This window comes from Klebsiella planticola, assembly GCF_000783935.2.
Classification (GTDB): Bacteria; Pseudomonadota; Gammaproteobacteria; order Enterobacterales; family Enterobacteriaceae; genus Klebsiella; species Klebsiella planticola.
In genome coordinates this window covers 3,033,385-3,047,533 of sequence record NZ_CP026047.1, presented here as the reverse complement: position 1 = coordinate 3,047,533, position 14,149 = coordinate 3,033,385, and the positions used below count along the sequence as shown (strand labels likewise).

Annotated in this window: 15 protein-coding genes and 1 tRNA gene; 9 read left to right on the top strand and 7 right to left on the bottom strand. The window is 54.8% G+C overall.

Annotated features, from left to right (window positions below; genetic code table 11):
- Window positions 1–66: 66 nt before the first annotated feature.
- The 3 genes from MC50_RS14770 to MC50_RS14760 are packed head-to-tail and all read right to left on the bottom strand — an operon-like array spanning window position 67 to window position 2,979.
- Entirely contained in the window at window positions 67–1,494 is a 1,428-nt protein-coding gene (locus MC50_RS14770; RefSeq protein WP_223306613.1) for a heavy metal sensor histidine kinase, read from the bottom strand.
- A complete protein-coding gene (locus tag MC50_RS14765) occupies window positions 1,475–2,176 on the bottom strand; it encodes a heavy metal response regulator transcription factor (RefSeq protein ID WP_032689151.1) in 702 nt (233 codons plus the stop codon). Before MC50_RS14765 ends, MC50_RS14770 begins: the two co-directional genes overlap by 20 nt.
- Window positions 2,173–2,979 carry an efflux RND transporter periplasmic adaptor subunit gene (locus MC50_RS14760; RefSeq protein ID WP_223306612.1) on the bottom strand — a complete coding sequence of 269 codons (807 nt, stop codon included), beginning with the start codon at window positions 2,977–2,979 and terminating at the stop codon, window positions 2,173–2,175. Before MC50_RS14760 ends, MC50_RS14765 begins: the two co-directional genes overlap by 4 nt.
- Window positions 2,980–3,271: 292 nt before the next feature.
- Here MC50_RS14760 and MC50_RS29080 point away from each other — a divergent pair, with 292 nt between their 5' ends.
- Window positions 3,272–3,403, top strand: a complete 132-nt coding sequence (locus MC50_RS29080; protein WP_255415993.1) for a hypothetical protein — start codon at window positions 3,272–3,274, stop codon at window positions 3,401–3,403.
- A 388-nt stretch (window positions 3,404–3,791) separates the two neighbouring features.
- Here MC50_RS29080 and MC50_RS14755 read toward each other — a convergent pair whose 3' ends face one another.
- Both MC50_RS14755 and MC50_RS14745 read right to left on the bottom strand, forming a co-directional pair.
- Window positions 3,792–4,085, bottom strand: coding sequence for a hypothetical protein (locus MC50_RS14755; protein WP_032689152.1), 294 nt, complete (start codon window positions 4,083–4,085; stop codon window positions 3,792–3,794).
- Between the two features lie 764 nt (window positions 4,086–4,849).
- Window positions 4,850–4,926: transfer RNA gene (locus MC50_RS14745), tRNA-Arg, on the bottom strand.
- 356 nt (window positions 4,927–5,282) lie between these two features.
- Here MC50_RS14745 and folD point away from each other — a divergent pair.
- Window positions 5,283–6,149, top strand: coding sequence for a bifunctional methylenetetrahydrofolate dehydrogenase/methenyltetrahydrofolate cyclohydrolase FolD (gene folD, locus MC50_RS14740; protein WP_004858880.1), 867 nt, complete (start codon window positions 5,283–5,285; stop codon window positions 6,147–6,149).
- A 1-nt stretch (window position 6,150) separates the two neighbouring features.
- A complete protein-coding gene (gene ybcJ, locus MC50_RS14735) occupies window positions 6,151–6,363 on the top strand; it encodes a ribosome-associated protein YbcJ (protein WP_004858878.1) in 213 nt (70 codons plus the stop codon).
- An 89-nt stretch (window positions 6,364–6,452) separates the two neighbouring features.
- Here ybcJ and cysS read toward each other — a convergent pair whose 3' ends face one another.
- Window positions 6,453–7,838: a cysteine--tRNA ligase gene (gene cysS / locus MC50_RS14730; RefSeq protein WP_047664260.1), complete on the bottom strand. Its 1,386-nt coding sequence runs from the start codon at window positions 7,836–7,838 to the stop codon at window positions 6,453–6,455.
- Window positions 7,839–8,011: 173 nt separating this feature from the next.
- On the opposite strand from cysS, the gene ppiB reads away from it, so the two are divergent.
- From ppiB to mnmH, 5 genes are all read left to right on the top strand, one after another.
- Window positions 8,012–8,506: a peptidylprolyl isomerase B gene (ppiB, locus tag MC50_RS14725; RefSeq protein WP_004858873.1), complete on the top strand. Its 495-nt coding sequence runs from the start codon at window positions 8,012–8,014 to the stop codon at window positions 8,504–8,506.
- A 3-nt stretch (window positions 8,507–8,509) separates the two neighbouring features.
- Complete coding sequence (lpxH, locus tag MC50_RS14720; protein ID WP_047664258.1) at window positions 8,510–9,232, top strand: UDP-2,3-diacylglucosamine diphosphatase; 723 nt, start codon at window positions 8,510–8,512, stop codon at window positions 9,230–9,232.
- Between the two features lie 119 nt (window positions 9,233–9,351).
- Window positions 9,352–9,861 carry a 5-(carboxyamino)imidazole ribonucleotide mutase gene (purE, locus tag MC50_RS14710; RefSeq protein ID WP_032689159.1) on the top strand — a complete coding sequence of 170 codons (510 nt, stop codon included), beginning with the start codon at window positions 9,352–9,354 and terminating at the stop codon, window positions 9,859–9,861.
- Window positions 9,858–10,925, top strand: a complete 1,068-nt coding sequence (purK, locus tag MC50_RS14705) for a 5-(carboxyamino)imidazole ribonucleotide synthase (RefSeq protein ID WP_032689161.1) — start codon at window positions 9,858–9,860, stop codon at window positions 10,923–10,925. The genes purE and purK overlap by 4 nt, the downstream gene beginning before the upstream one ends.
- Before the next feature lie 184 nt (window positions 10,926–11,109).
- Window positions 11,110–12,186 carry a tRNA 2-selenouridine(34) synthase MnmH gene (gene mnmH, locus MC50_RS14700; protein WP_047664255.1) on the top strand — a complete coding sequence of 359 codons (1,077 nt, stop codon included), beginning with the start codon at window positions 11,110–11,112 and terminating at the stop codon, window positions 12,184–12,186.
- 155 nt (window positions 12,187–12,341) lie between these two features.
- Here mnmH and MC50_RS14695 read toward each other — a convergent pair whose 3' ends face one another.
- A complete protein-coding gene (locus MC50_RS14695) occupies window positions 12,342–13,487 on the bottom strand; it encodes a porin (protein WP_032689174.1) in 1,146 nt (381 codons plus the stop codon).
- A 209-nt stretch (window positions 13,488–13,696) separates the two neighbouring features.
- Between MC50_RS14695 and MC50_RS14690 the strand changes: the two genes are divergently transcribed.
- Window positions 13,697–14,005: a monooxygenase gene (locus MC50_RS14690; RefSeq protein WP_032689175.1), complete on the top strand. Its 309-nt coding sequence runs from the start codon at window positions 13,697–13,699 to the stop codon at window positions 14,003–14,005.
- The last annotated feature ends 144 nt before the right edge of the window (window positions 14,006–14,149 follow it).

Sequence of the window (14,149 nt, the reverse complement as noted above, 5' to 3'; positions counted from 1 at the left end):
TATCACCTGACGGTAGCGGATAATGGATTATCCGCTACCGTGGATGACTCTGGCTCAACGCCCGGATTACAATTTTGTTCGCTTGAGGGGGCTTTCGTTGCGCTCAGGCAGGAGCAATGAAAAACAGCTGCCCCTGTGCGGTGTGCTCGTCACGACTATCCTGCCGCCGTGCAGCTCCGCAATGGTTTTGACCAGCGCCAACCCCAGACCGGTGTTCTCAGCGTTGCTACGGGCGTCATCCAGTCGGTAAAAACGGTCGAAAATATGCGGCAAATGTTCGGGGCTGATGCCTTCGCCATTATCTTCGACGCTGAGCACAATCTGACCATTTTCCCGCCCGGCGCGCAGCACAATTTTACCGCCGGAGGGCGTGTGGCGTAGCGCATTGGACAACAGGTTCGACAGCGCACGCTGCAGATGAATCGGGTCAGCGTAAAAATCCACTTCCCCTTCGCTGATCAGGGTGATGTTCTTCTCCTCCGCCAGCACATCATAGAGGTTTATCTGACGCGCAAACTCCGTCGCACTGGTGAGGCGTTCAAGATGCAGCGGCTCACGGCTGTTATCGGCCCGGGCGAGGAACAGCATCGATGAAATCATTCGCGACAGGCGCTCGCCCTCTTCCACAATGGCCGCCAGCGTGTCCCGGTACTCTTCCGCGCTGCGAGCTTTGCTTTGCGTTACGCTGGCGGCGGAAATCAGATTGTTGATGGGACCACGCAGCTCATGGGCTATATCCGATGAAAAACGGGTCAACTGCGTAAAAGAGGCTTCAAGACGGGTCATCATGCCGTCGAAGGATGCCGACAGCACATTCAGTTCCGACGGCCAGCGCTGGGTCGACAGGCGAGTGTGTAACTCCCCGGCGTGGATATGCTCAATCTCCCGGCTCATGGTGCGCAGCGGCAGTAACCCCCTTCGCGCCAGCCAGTAGCCAAGAGCAGAAAAGAGAACCACCGCCAGCGCCGCGACAATCTGCATTCGTTGCCAGTAGTCTTCAATGATCTCATTGTTTTTTGATACATTCAGCGCCGCCTGGACTCGCCACGGTTGATTATCTTTGAGGATAAATTCCGTTGAGACGATCAGATATTTTTCACTGACGTCGTGGCGGGAATATTTCCACTCGCTGTAGTGGAACTCACTGGACGGGGCCGGAAAATCCTGCTGCGGTACGTGCATATTTTTCGACTGCGCCCAGACCTTACCGTCCGGGCTGATAATACGTAGCGACAGCCGTTCCTGACGAGCGATGAACTCGAATAGCTCCTGCTGCCAGAGATCCTTCGGCCCCTGGCGCTCGCTGATGGTGGTTGCTATCTCCTGTTGAAAACGCAGCGTACTGCGTAGCTCGTCGATATCCTTCTGCCCGAGCTGGTTACGCATCGTCGAGTACAGCAGGCCGGTCACGCTGTACAATACCAGCCCCATGGCAAGGGAGAAGTAGAGCGTCAGTCGCAGCGTTATCGGAAAATTACGCGGAATCAGCATCATTCCTCTCTTCCAGTACGTATCCCGCGCCACGGATGGTATGCAGCAGCTTCACCTCATACCCGTCGTCGATTTTGCTACGCAGGCGGCGGACTGCAACATCAATCACGTTGGTCTCCGGGTCAAAATTCATATCCCAGACCTGTTCGGCCAGCACGGTACGCGACAGCACTTCGCCACGGCGGCGCATCAGCAGACTCAGCAGCAGAAACTCCTTTTGCGTCAACTCAATACGTTTACCATTACGCGACGCCCGGTGCTTGAGAAAATCGAGTTGCAGATCGCTTATCTGCAGCACAGCCTCCTCGCTGCTGGCGGCATGAGGTGCGCCACGGCGCATAATTACCCGCACTCTCGCCAGCAGTTCGCTGAAAGAGAAAGGCTTAATCAGGTAATCTTCCGCCCCCAGCTCCAGGCCACATACCCGGTCTTCAACGTCATCACGGGCGGTGAGAAACATCACCGGCGTCAGCTTTCCTGCCTGTCGGGCCAGCTCCAGGATTTTCCAGCCGTTCATCCCCGGCAGCATCACGTCGAGAATCGCCAGATCGTAGTCGTTAGTCAGCAAAAAGTGTAAACCGTCCACGCCATCGTGCGCGACATCGACCACAAAGTCGTTCTCCCGCAGCCCCCTGGCGATATAGTCCGCCGCCATCGTTTGATCTTCGACCAGCAGTAGTCTCATTGTGCCTCCGTCTGCGGCGCCAGGGCCGCACTTTTCCGCCCAGTTTTCTCAAAGAGAAGATACAGCACCGGGGTAATAAACAGGGTAATAAATTGCGAAAACACCAGCCCGCCCACCACGGCATTGAGATCGTTTTCCGCAAGCGTAAACGAGATCCCCACCGGGTCAAATTGATGAACGGTAACCAGCGGTAGACTGCTGCCCGGCTGCACCAGACTACCGGGATGCACATTGAGCGCGCCTGTTTTGCCGCTCACCGGAGCATAAATCCGCGTATAGCCCAGCTGCGCTTCGGCACTAAGAATATCTTCCTGCGCCGCCTGCGCCTGGGCCACATATTGTTGCCGGGTACTGAGCAAAGTCTCCCAGTCGGAGGCTGAAATGTCGTTCTGCGCCTTCAACGCACGGCCACGCGCCAGATCCCGCTGCGCTTTATCCAGCTGCGATTGCGCCTGCGCCCGGGACGCCTGGTCCCGATGCAGAGTTGCCTGTTGCGTGGAATCCTCGAGAGTAAACAGCAGCTGTCCCTGCCGGACAAATGCCCCTTCCTGAAACGCCACGCGCTTAACCGTTCCGGTAATTTGCGATTGGATATCAACCTGATTAAGCGAGACCACATGCCCTTGCGTCGTCAGACTCAGCGGCAGCGAGGTGAGCTGCGACGAAGACAAACTCACTAACGGCGGCGGCGCGTTTTTCGGGGAGGCTGATACGGCATTCTGGCGGAAAAAAAACAGATACAGCGCAAGGGGGCCTGCCAGCAGAAGGATGACCGGAAAGGGTCTGATGCATAATACGTTCATGGCTCTATGCCGTCAGAAAAACAGTCATACCAGTCTACTCACCGCCGCGCGACAAAAAGGCGCCAGCCGAATGACAATTTTGTCATCTGCGTGGCGAAACGCAGCCCCTGATGGTGAGCAAAAATGGATAACGTGAGCGGTTTTTATACCTATTTGATGAATGCAATAGACGCATTAAAAAGTTAATATTAATCCCCGCATCAGAACGGATTCAGGCCGGATATAATATTTAATCGCCGCAGAGCGAACCTGCAATAACCATCGCATTACCGTTTCAGGCAAGGTTTAAAAAATGAAAAAAATCATAGTAATAATTCTGGTTGCCGCGTTTGGCGTCATGTCGGTTTCTGCAATCGCCTGTCCGAAAGGTACCCATCCGCATGGCGGAACAGGTTCACATCATGCTGGCGGTACCTGTTATTAATCATTATGGCGACCGCGGTCGCCATTTTTAATAACGACCATTCTGCGTTCGCTTACTGAAATCGACTCATAAATTAATAAAATTATACCTCTCCCCCAATGCCTCCCCATATATTTTCCTATGGCCTGCCCCTGACTCTTTATCATGCAATTTTTATTCTGGAGGGTTCTCATATACCGGTAATCTTCATTGGCCCCAAATTGCACTCAAATTTACGTACGGGAGAATTTTTTATATGCAGAAAAAATATGTTGGTTCAGTTTCCTCAAAACGTAAAATCCGTTATTTTATTTAAATAGTTAGCAAAAAATCGAACCAACACCGCCTGATGTTGAACCAACATACGCGATGTTTCAAAAGCAAAATCTCACCGTTAAGCTGTCGAGGCTTACAGATTCTGCTGATGCCATTCTTTGATCATCGCCTTCGAGATCTCTTTCTTGTAGCAGATGGGTGAAGCCCCACCGGCTTTGCTCCAGGCGCTGCGGCGGCCGCATGAGCTTCCGTTGCGTGCCGTATTAAATGGACAGGCGCAGGTGCCGGGATAGGATGCGATAGAGTCGTCGATAATTCTTTGCTTAACCTGGTCATCAGTTAGCTGGTTAGATTTGGCGATGGCCATCTCTGATACAAAAACGAAGACGGCAGCGAGTACGACAGTCGTGACTGATTTTATATTCATTTAGCTCTCTCGAGCGTTAGAGGAACCTCCAGGATATTCACTGAAATGTTAGTCAATATTGATCTTTCGCAATTGCCTGTAATGTTCCATTAAAAATGGTAGGTCAACTACGAGCTTTACCTCAACACTCACAACAGGCGTTATTGACCTGCCCGCGCATTAAAAGCCTGTGCCAGGCCTAATGCCTCACCTCGGGCTATCGTCGTCTCTTTGCCAGTTTCACTCAGGACTAAAAACGATAACACGCCACTCCTGACATACATAGCCAGAACACGCCGTTTCTGCCTGTAAATAAGATATGGGCATTTTATCAGTGGGGGATGATTCTACATGTAACGTTCAAACTGCCACGCTGCGATGGCCACCAGCATGCACAAAACGATGAGAACAACGCCCAGCACCCTGCGTCTCGTATAGAGTGCCACTCCTGCAGAGAGTCCAGTTAATGTCAGCGTGACTGGCCAGCCAGCAATTGTCGTCAGGTAGGCCACAATCAGGTAGTCCTTTATCAATTCACTTTCCTCTAACCAGATTGTCGGGTCGAGCGGGTGGCCGCCTGTTGGTTAATTCAGTCCGGCGTTCCGCTTTCTGTTGTGCGGGAAATGGGAGTGCATAAAGATGGTATGCAGATATGCCCACTTTGCAGCTAACCATTTAACTGAGTATGCGCGACAAATTGACTCGATTTTGCAGAAAATGTCCCAAATATGTCCCACGAAGGAGTATCAGCGACTGGAGAAAGTTGATTATTGCTTGATTTTGAATGGTACGCCCTACAGGGTTCGAACCTGTGACCTACGGCTTAGAAGGCCGTTGCTCTATCCAGCTGAGCTAAGGGCGCACTGAAATGCGGATGCTTCATGGGGTGAAACCGCCTGGAATTATACGGTCCACGCTCAGTGAGTCAATGCATTTTGCCATGAAACTGCTGCGGCATAACTAACTTGCCTACATATGCGACAAAGGTTGCGCAAAGATCGCCCGACACCTGTTTTCAGCACTTATCTATCATCGACGACAATAACGCGTCCCAATTCCCCATAAATGCCCCCAATATCCCTTCAAACCGCAGTGTTTTTAGCCACAAGTTTTGTCAAAGAGGGATAAAAACTCAAACGAGGACTGACAGCGAGGCTGGCTTCTGACAAAATATCCGCATCCCCCTTTCGTTACGATACAGATGGAATCCTCTCTCTGATGGCAGCAAAAATTATTGACGGTAAAACGATTGCGCAGCAGGTACGCTCTGAGGTTGCGGAAAAAGTGAAGGCCCGCACTGCGGCCGGAAAACGCGCCCCAGGGTTAGCCGTCGTACTGGTCGGCAGCAACCCGGCGTCGCAGATTTATGTCGGCAGCAAGCGCAAAGCGTGTGAAGAGGTGGGATTTGTCTCCCGCTCATACGATCTCCCGGAAACCACCAGCGAAGCGGAATTACTGGAGCTTATTGATACGCTGAATGCCGATACCACTATCGACGGTATTCTGGTACAGCTGCCGCTGCCTGCCGGAATTGATAACGTGAAAGTGCTGGAGCGTATCGCCCCGGACAAAGATGTTGACGGTTTCCACCCTTACAACGTCGGCCGTCTGTGCCAGCGCGCCCCGCGACTGCGCCCGTGTACGCCGCGCGGAATCGTCACTCTGCTTGAGCGTTACAATATCGACACCTACGGCCTGAATGCCGTGGTTATCGGTGCATCGAACATCGTGGGCCGTCCGATGAGCATGGAGCTGCTGCTGGCGGGCTGCACCACTACCGTAACCCACCGCTTTACGCGGAATCTGCGTCAGCATGTCGAAAATGCCGACCTGCTGATTGTTGCGGTCGGTAAACCGGGCTTTATCCCGGGCGAGTGGATCAAAGAAGGCGCCATCGTTGTGGATGTCGGTATTAACCGTCTGGAAAGCGGCAAAGTGGTCGGAGACGTGGTCTTCGAAGATGCCGCGGAACGCGCGTCATACATTACGCCAGTCCCGGGCGGCGTTGGCCCGATGACCGTTGCTACACTGATTCAAAACACGCTACAGGCGTGCGAAGAATATCACGACATTCAGGAGGCCTGAGATGGCGAATTTTTCTCTGGGCAAACACCCACACGTTGAACTGTGCGATCTGCTGAAGCTGGAAGGCTGGAGTGAGAGCGGCGCGCAGGCAAAAATCGCGATTGCTGATGGTCTGGTGAAGGTTGACGGCGCGGTAGAAACCCGCAAACGCTGCAAAATCGTCGCCGGTCAGACGGTGAGTTTTGAAGGGCAGAGCGTCACCGTTACTGCCTGATCCTGCTAAATGAATGATCGCCACCTCCAACAGGAGGTGGGTTAAGACTGATAATAAAACGCCCGGCAAGCCGGGCGTTTTATTATCGCTTACTTCCGGCGCCAGGTAGTGCCCTGCGGGCCGTCCTCCAGCACGATCCCCATCTCATTGAGACGATCACGCGCCGCATCCGCAGCGGCCCAGTCTTTCGCTTTACGCGCATCCAGACGCTGCTGAATCAGCAGCTCGATTTCCGCAACTTCACCGTCGTCAGCCTGCGCGCCGCTTTGCAGGAAGACATCCGGCTCCTGCTCCAGCAGCCCCAGCACTCCGGAGAGCTTGCGCATATGGGCGGCCATGGCGTTAGCCGCGGCGACATCTTCCGTCTTCAGGCGGTTCACTTCACGCGCCATATCGAACAGCACGGAATAGGCTTCCGGGGTGTTGAAATCGTCATCCATCGCTTCAATAAAGCGCGCTTCGAAGGCGTCGCCGCCGGCCGGCTCTGCCGATTTGTCGGTTCCGCGCAGCGCGGTATACAGACGCTCCAGCGCAGAACGCGCCTGCTTGAGGTTTTCTTCGCTGTAGTTCAGCTGGCTACGATAGTGGCCGGACATCAGGAAGTAGCGAATGGTCTCCGCATCGTAGTACTTCAGCACGTCGCGCACGGTAAAGAAATTGCCCAGCGATTTTGACATTTTCTCGCGGTCAACCATCACCATCCCGGAGTGCATCCAGTAGTTAACGTATTCCCCGTCATGGGCACAGGTGGACTGGGCAATTTCGTTTTCATGATGCGGGAACATCAGATCCGAACCGCCGCCGTGAATATCAAAATGGTTGCCCAGCTGTTTGCAGTTCATCGCCGAACATTCAATGTGCCAGCCAGGACGACCGTTGCCCCACGGCGACGGCCAGCTCGGCTCGCCCTCTTTCGACATTTTCCACAGCACGAAGTCCATCGGGTTACGCTTGACGTCAACGACATCAACGCGCGCGCCAGCCTGCAGCTGATCCAGATCCTGGCGCGACAGCTGCCCGTAATTCGGATCGGTCGGTACCGAGAACATCACATCACCGTTGTCCGCTACGTACGCATGGCCACGTGCGATCAGTTGTTCGGTGATTTCAATGATCTCGGGAATATGATGGGTGGCGCGAGGCTCCATATCCGGACGCAGAATATTCAGCGCATCGAAATCATTGTGCATTTCGGCAATCATGCGATCGACCAGCGCGACAAAGCTTTCGCCATTCTCATTAGCACGCTTAATGATTTTATCGTCGATATCGGTAATGTTGCGCACGTACTTCAGCTTATAGCCGAGAAAACGCAGGTAGCGGGCAACCACGTCAAAAGAGACGAAAGTACGGCCATGGCCGATATGACAGAGATCGTAAACGGTAATTCCACACACGTACATGCCCACTTCCCCGGCATGGATAGGTTTAAACTCTTCTTTTTGGCGCGTCAGTGTATTAAAAATTTTTAACATCGAAGATTCCGTGTAGACGTGTGTGGATATAAGTCGCGTATTCTAACCTTAATTCAACCCCGAAGCAGCACACAATGCAAGGTGATCGAACCCGGCGGTTATGCTATAACAGCCCCCTATGTCACGCCCAACTTTGGGTTTAAGCACCACAATCATCGGAACAGGATGCAAAAATGGTTACTTTCCACACTAATCATGGCGATATCGTCATCAAAACCTTTGACGACAAAGCGCCGGAAACAGTTAAAAACTTCCTGGATTACTGCCGCGAAGGTTTCTACAACAACACCATTTTCCACCGTGTTATCAACGGTTTCATGATCCAGGGCGGCGGCTTTGAGCCAGGCATGGAGCAGAAAACCACCAAATCCCCGATACAGAACGAAGCCAACAACGGCCTGAAAAACACCCGCGGTACTCTGGCCATGGCCCGTACTCAGGCACCTCACTCCGCCACCGCGCAGTTCTTCATTAACGTTGTCGATAACGACTTCCTGAACTTCTCTGGTGAAAACCTGCAGGGTTGGGGCTACTGCGTATTTGCCGAAGTGGTTGAAGGCATGGACGTGGTCGACAAAATCAAAGCGGTCGCTACCGGCCGCAGCGGCATGCATCAGGATGTGCCGAAAGAAGATGTTGTGATCAAAAGCGTCACCGTCAGCGAGTAATTCGTGGCGACACTTTTTATTGCGGATTTGCATCTGCAAACAGAAGAACCGGCGATCACCGCCGGTTTTCTACGCTTTTTAGCCGGCGAAGCCCGTGAGGCGGACGCGCTGTATATCCTTGGCGATCTGTTTGAAGCCTGGATTGGCGATGACGATCCGAACCCGCTACATCAGCAAATCGCCTCGGCAATCAACGCATTAACTCAATCAGGCGTGCCCTGCTATTTTGTTCACGGCAACCGCGACTTTCTCGTTGGCCAGCACTTCGCACGCGCCTGCGGGATGACGCTGCTGGCGGAAGAAAAAGTGCTCGACCTGTACGGCCGTCGGGTCCTGATTATGCACGGCGATACGCTCTGCACCGACGATCCGGGCTATCTGGCTTTTCGTGCCAAAGTCCATACGCCGTGGATTCAGCGTCTGTTCCTTGCCCTGCCGCTGTTTATTCGCCGCCGCATCGCCGCCAGAATGCGCGCCGACAGTAAAGCGGCCAACAGCAGCAAGTCGCTGGAAATAATGGATGTCAATCCGCAGGCGGTGGTCGAAGCGCTGGAGAGGCATCAGGTACAGTGGCTGATTCACGGTCACACGCATCGTCCTGCCGTCCACCCGCTAGAGGCCAACGGCAAACCGGCGTTTCGCGTGGTCCTCGGCGCCTGGCACAGCGAAGGGTCGATGGTCAAAGTCAGCAAAGACGACGTTGAACTGATCTCATTCCCGTTTTAATTTCCAGCCCATTTTCACCCCATCACCGGTGACGCAACCGTTTTCCTTACCGAAAGATCATGTTATTCTCTGTGGCCTCTAAAGCAGTGTGAAGCACACCCACAGGAGTTTTAAGACGCATGTCTTCCCGCAATAATACGGCGCGTATCGCCATCGTGATGGGGTCCAAAAGCGACTGGGCTACCATGCAGTTTACCGCAGAAATCCTTGATGCCCTGAACGTTCCGTACCATGTTGAAGTGGTCTCCGCACACCGGACGCCCGATAAGCTGTTTAGCTTTGCCGAAGGCGCGGAAAGCAACGGTTATCAGGTGATTATTGCCGGTGCGGGCGGCGCGGCGCATCTGCCGGGCATGATTGCGGCGAAAACCCTGGTGCCGGTGCTCGGTGTGCCGGTCCAAAGCGCGGCGTTAAGCGGCGTAGACAGTCTCTACTCTATTGTTCAGATGCCGCGCGGAATTCCGGTCGGTACGCTGGCCATCGGCAAAGCCGGTGCCGCCAACGCGGCTCTGCTGGCGGCGCAGATTCTGGCGGTGCACGACGCTGAACTGCATCAGCGCCTGAGCGCCTGGCGTCAGGCCCAGACCGATGAGGTGCTGGAGAATCCGGATCCGCGGGGTGCGGCATGAAGCAGGTTTGCATCCTTGGCAACGGCCAGCTAGGCCGGATGTTGCGCCAGGCCGGTGAACCGCTGGGTATCGCCGTCTGGCCAGTCGGTCTGGAAGCCGATCCTGAAGCGGTGCCGTTTCAGCAAAGCGTGATCACTGCCGAAATCGAACGTTGGCCGGAAACGGCGCTCACGCGTGAACTGGCGCGCCACCCGGCGTTTGTTAACCGCGATGTGTTCCCGATCATTGCCGACCGTCTGACGCAAAAACAGCTGTTTGATAAGCTGGAGCTCGCCACCGCGCCGTGGCAGCTGCTGGCAGATAAAAGCGAGTGGCCGGCGGTATTCGCACGTCTGGGCGAACTGGCTATCGTTAAGCGTCGCGTGGGCGGTTACGACGGTCGCGGCCAATGGCGACTGCGCGAAAACGACATTGCGCAGCTGCCGGATGAAAACTATGGCCAATGCATTGTTGAGCAAGGCATCAACTTTTCCGCCGAAGTGTCGCTGGTTGGCGCCCGCGCGCAGGATGGCAGCACGGTGTTCTACCCGCTGACCCGCAACCTGCATCAGGAGGGCATTCTGCGTACCAGCGTCGCCTTCCCGCAGGCCAATGCCCGCCAGCAGGACCAGGCGGAAAGCATGCTTACCGCCATTATGAACGCGCTGAACTACGTGGGCGTGATGGCGATGGAGTGTTTTGTCACCGCGGACGGCCTGCTGATTAACGAGCTGGCGCCACGCGTGCACAACAGCGGTCACTGGACCCAGAACGGGGCCTCGATCAGCCAGTTCGAACTGCATCTGCGGGCGATTACCGGCCTGCCGCTGCCGCCGCCGGTCGTGAACAGCCCTTCGGTGATGATCAACCTGATCGGTACCGATCTGAACTACGACTGGCTGAAGCTGCCGCTGGTGCATCTGCACTGGTACGACAAAGAGGTGCGTCCGGGGCGCAAAGTGGGTCACCTTAACCTGACCGACAGCGATACCGACCGCCTGAGCGCCACGCTGGAAGCGTTAAAACCTATCCTGCCGCCGGAGTACGCCAGCGGTATCTTCTGGGCGCAATCCCAGCTGGCGTAATCCTCCTGACCCCTTCGGGCGAGCAGCGCATCCGCCGCCCGTTCGCCCGAATGAAAACGGCTATTTGCCGGGGAATTGATCTTCGCCCTTCCCCGGCAGACATTCAGGCGCGTAGAATCCCCTCCTTGCTTTAAAGATTTTCTTATTTAAAGACGCTTTCAGTTTGACTTCAGAAGGATGACCCATGAAAAATGGGACCGATTACCGCACTATTCTCACAGCGGACACGCCAATCATTGACGTCCGCGCCCCGATCGAATTCCGCCAAAGCGCACTTCCCGCGGCACTGAACCTGCCGCTGATGGACGACGCCGAGCGCGCCGCCGTCGGCACCTGCTATAAACGCCACGGCGCAGACGCGGCCTTAGCGCTGGGCCATCAGTTAGTCAGCGGCGAGGTGCGGGAAAAGCGTCTCGCCGCATGGCGCGACGCCTGCTTACGTTATCCGCAGGGCTATCTGTGCTGCGCCCGCGGCGGTCAGCGTTCGCATATCGTCCAGCAGTGGCTGAAGGAAGCGGGCGTGGATTACCCCCTGATCGTCGGCGGCTATAAGGCGCTGCGCCAGGCCGCCATCCGGCTCACCGAAGAGCTGGTGCAGCGCCCTATCGTGCTGATCGGCGGCTGTACCGGCAACGGCAAGACACAGTTGGTCTGCTCCCGACCCGACGGTATCGATCTGGAGGGGCTCGCCCACCATCGCGGCTCATCGTTCGGCCGCACGCTGCATGAACAGCACGCCCAGGCAACATTTGAAAACCATCTGGCGGTGGCGATGTTGAAAACAGCCGGGCAGCATCGCCGCTGGGTGCTGGAAGATGAAGGACATATGATCGGCGCAAACCACCTGCCGGAATGCATGCGTGAGCGCATGGCGCAGTCGCCGCTGGCGGTAGTGGAAGACCCGTTTGAGATCCGCCTGGAGCGCCTGCGGGAAGAGTATTTTGACCGTATGCACCGTGATTTTATTGATGCTTTCGGTGAGGAGAAAGGCTGGCAGGAGTACAGCGAGTATCTGCATCACGGTCTGTTTGCCATTCGCCGTCGCCTGGGGCTACAGCGTTTTGCCCAGCTCACGACCCTGCTTGATGAGGCGCTGGCTTCGCAGCAGCGAGGCGCCACGACCGATGCCCATTTTACCTGGCTGGTGCCGCTGCTGAAAGAGTACTACGACCCGATGTATCGCTATCAGCTGAGTAAAAAAGCGGAAAAAATTATCTTTCGCGGCAGCTGGAATGACGTCGCCTCCTGGCTGGCGAAGTAATCAAACGCCCTACTGCCCGGCTTGCGGCGAAAACGCCTTAGCCGGGCTAAAGGTCCGCCGATGGCGGTAAGCCTGCAGCCCCGGTAAGCGCAGCGCCACCGGGGAATATGCCTGTAGCCCCGGTAAGCGCAGCGCCACCGGGGAGCCGCAGCCGCTTAGAAGTCGTAGCGCAGACGCACCAGGTTCATATCTCCCAGGTTGTCGGTGCTGGACGTAAAGACGTGCTCATAATCAACGCGGAAACCGTAATCCAGCTGGAAGCTGATCCCCAGTCCGTTATCAATTCGCTGATAGTTACGGCCGTTGACGTACTCCAGGCGGTCGCCCATAAAGTATGGCTGAATCGTTTTCACCGCGTACTGACCAATCGGGAAGGTATAACCGGCGAAGTACTCAATCCCCCAGGCATCCCCGGCGAAATAGTCGTAAACATCGGTTTTTTTGGTGGTCATAAAGTTCTGATACCAACCGCCACCGAAGGAGAAGGTCCAGTTATCCGGCTTCCAGCTCAGCGCCGTACCGAGGATATTCTGATCATAGGTTTTGTTGTCTGCTGTTGACGGGTCGCGCATCTCGGCACGGGTGTAGTTCCACGCGGTCCCCCAGGTCAGGTCCCTGGTGATGTGATAATCCACGCCCACGGAACCGCCGCCTTTACGCTTATAGCGCAGGCCATTACCCGGCAGATATTCATTATCTTCAAACAAATAAGAGGCATAGAGGTCAACGTCACCCGCCGTTTTCTTATATTTCAGCATATTACGGGAACGGTACGAACCATCGTAGTCGCCGTTGATGCCGTTACCCGGCGCCTGGGCGATCATGTCGTAATCCCAGATATCGGTTTTCGCCCCAACCACATCGTAGTAAATACTGTTTTGCTGACCGTAGGTTAATGTCCCCCAGGTGTCGCTCTTCAGCCCGGTGTACAACATACGGCGGGTCGTATTATTGGCGCCTTCCGCATAGTGGTTATCCCAGTCAAACAATGCCGGAATATTGACCCCCAGCTCGTAATAGCTGATCCAGCTGATATCATCAAACAGATAATAATCAGCGGCGAAGCGGAAACGGGTCCCGCCATCAAAACCATTACGTTTATAAGACCCTTTATCGCCGTCGCCGGACATCATGTTGAACTGCGGACGAATACTCCCGCCGACGGTAAAGTTCAGGCGGCTCAGCGGATCTCCGGCCTGCGGGTCCTGTTTCAGTAACGTAATCTCAGCCTGGGATGCGAAAGAGGTTAACGCCAGTGCTGCGCCGATCGTCATCGCCAGCGTTTTTATTTTATGTGCCATGCTTTTTCCTTGAGTAATAAGCAACCTTATAGTTTCCAGCTGAATATTAACCGTGATTTGGCATGACGTGTTGTTGGGTTTTTAATGTTTAGTGCTCTTAAAAATCAGTGAGTTATCATTTTGTGCGCTTAAAAAATCAGCGATTATCATTTCATCGTTCTGTCATTAAAATGAAGTACTGACGCTCAAACATTATCCATGGAGGAATTATGTCGAAAAAACTACTGCAGCTGCACTTTGCCTTTAACGGCCCCTTCGGCAGCGAGATGTCCCGCCAGCTCGTGGAGCTGGCCGAGTCGATCAATCAGGAGCCGGGGTTTATCTGGAAGGTCTGGACGGAAAGCGAAAAGAACCATGAGGCGGGCGGGATCTATCTTTTCGAGGATGAAGAGACCGCCCTCGCTTACCTCAATAAACATACCGCGCGCCTGAAATCGCTCGGCGTTAATGAGGTTATCGGCAAAGTTTTCGACGTCAATGAACCGCTCACCGCACTGAACCACGGTCATCTGCAGTAGCGTTCATTTCGCGACGGAGCTCGTATTTTTGCCGGGTGGCGGCCTGACGCCTTACCCGGCCTGTGTTCCTGTATATCAGCAGGCTGCGTTTTCCCTTAGGTCCGGGCAAGCGCAGCGTCACCAGACGCTTGCCCGATGACGTCT

Excerpts from the sequence above, each read along its gene's own strand:
- MC50_RS14770 (WP_223306613.1), bottom strand. The coding sequence starts at position 1,494 with ATGATGCTGATTCCGCGTAATTTTCCGATAACGCTGCGACTGACGCTC.
- MC50_RS14765 (WP_032689151.1), bottom strand. The coding sequence starts at position 2,176 with ATGAGACTACTGCTGGTCGAAGATCAAACGATGGCGGCGGACTATATC.
- MC50_RS14760 (WP_223306612.1), bottom strand. The coding sequence starts at position 2,979 with ATGAACGTATTATGCATCAGACCCTTTCCGGTCATCCTTCTGCTGGCA.
- MC50_RS29080 (WP_255415993.1), top strand. The coding sequence starts at position 3,272 with ATGAAAAAAATCATAGTAATAATTCTGGTTGCCGCGTTTGGCGTCATG.
- MC50_RS14755 (WP_032689152.1), bottom strand. The coding sequence starts at position 4,085 with ATGAATATAAAATCAGTCACGACTGTCGTACTCGCTGCCGTCTTCGTT.
- folD (WP_004858880.1), top strand. The coding sequence starts at position 5,283 with ATGGCAGCAAAAATTATTGACGGTAAAACGATTGCGCAGCAGGTACGC.
- ybcJ (WP_004858878.1), top strand. The coding sequence starts at position 6,151 with ATGGCGAATTTTTCTCTGGGCAAACACCCACACGTTGAACTGTGCGAT.
- cysS (WP_047664260.1), bottom strand. The coding sequence starts at position 7,838 with ATGTTAAAAATTTTTAATACACTGACGCGCCAAAAAGAAGAGTTTAAA.
- ppiB (WP_004858873.1), top strand. The coding sequence starts at position 8,012 with ATGGTTACTTTCCACACTAATCATGGCGATATCGTCATCAAAACCTTT.
- purE (WP_032689159.1), top strand. The coding sequence starts at position 9,352 with ATGTCTTCCCGCAATAATACGGCGCGTATCGCCATCGTGATGGGGTCC.
- purK (WP_032689161.1), top strand. The coding sequence starts at position 9,858 with ATGAAGCAGGTTTGCATCCTTGGCAACGGCCAGCTAGGCCGGATGTTG.
- mnmH (WP_047664255.1), top strand. The coding sequence starts at position 11,110 with ATGAAAAATGGGACCGATTACCGCACTATTCTCACAGCGGACACGCCA.
- MC50_RS14695 (WP_032689174.1), bottom strand. The coding sequence starts at position 13,487 with ATGGCACATAAAATAAAAACGCTGGCGATGACGATCGGCGCAGCACTG.
- MC50_RS14690 (WP_032689175.1), top strand. The coding sequence starts at position 13,697 with ATGTCGAAAAAACTACTGCAGCTGCACTTTGCCTTTAACGGCCCCTTC.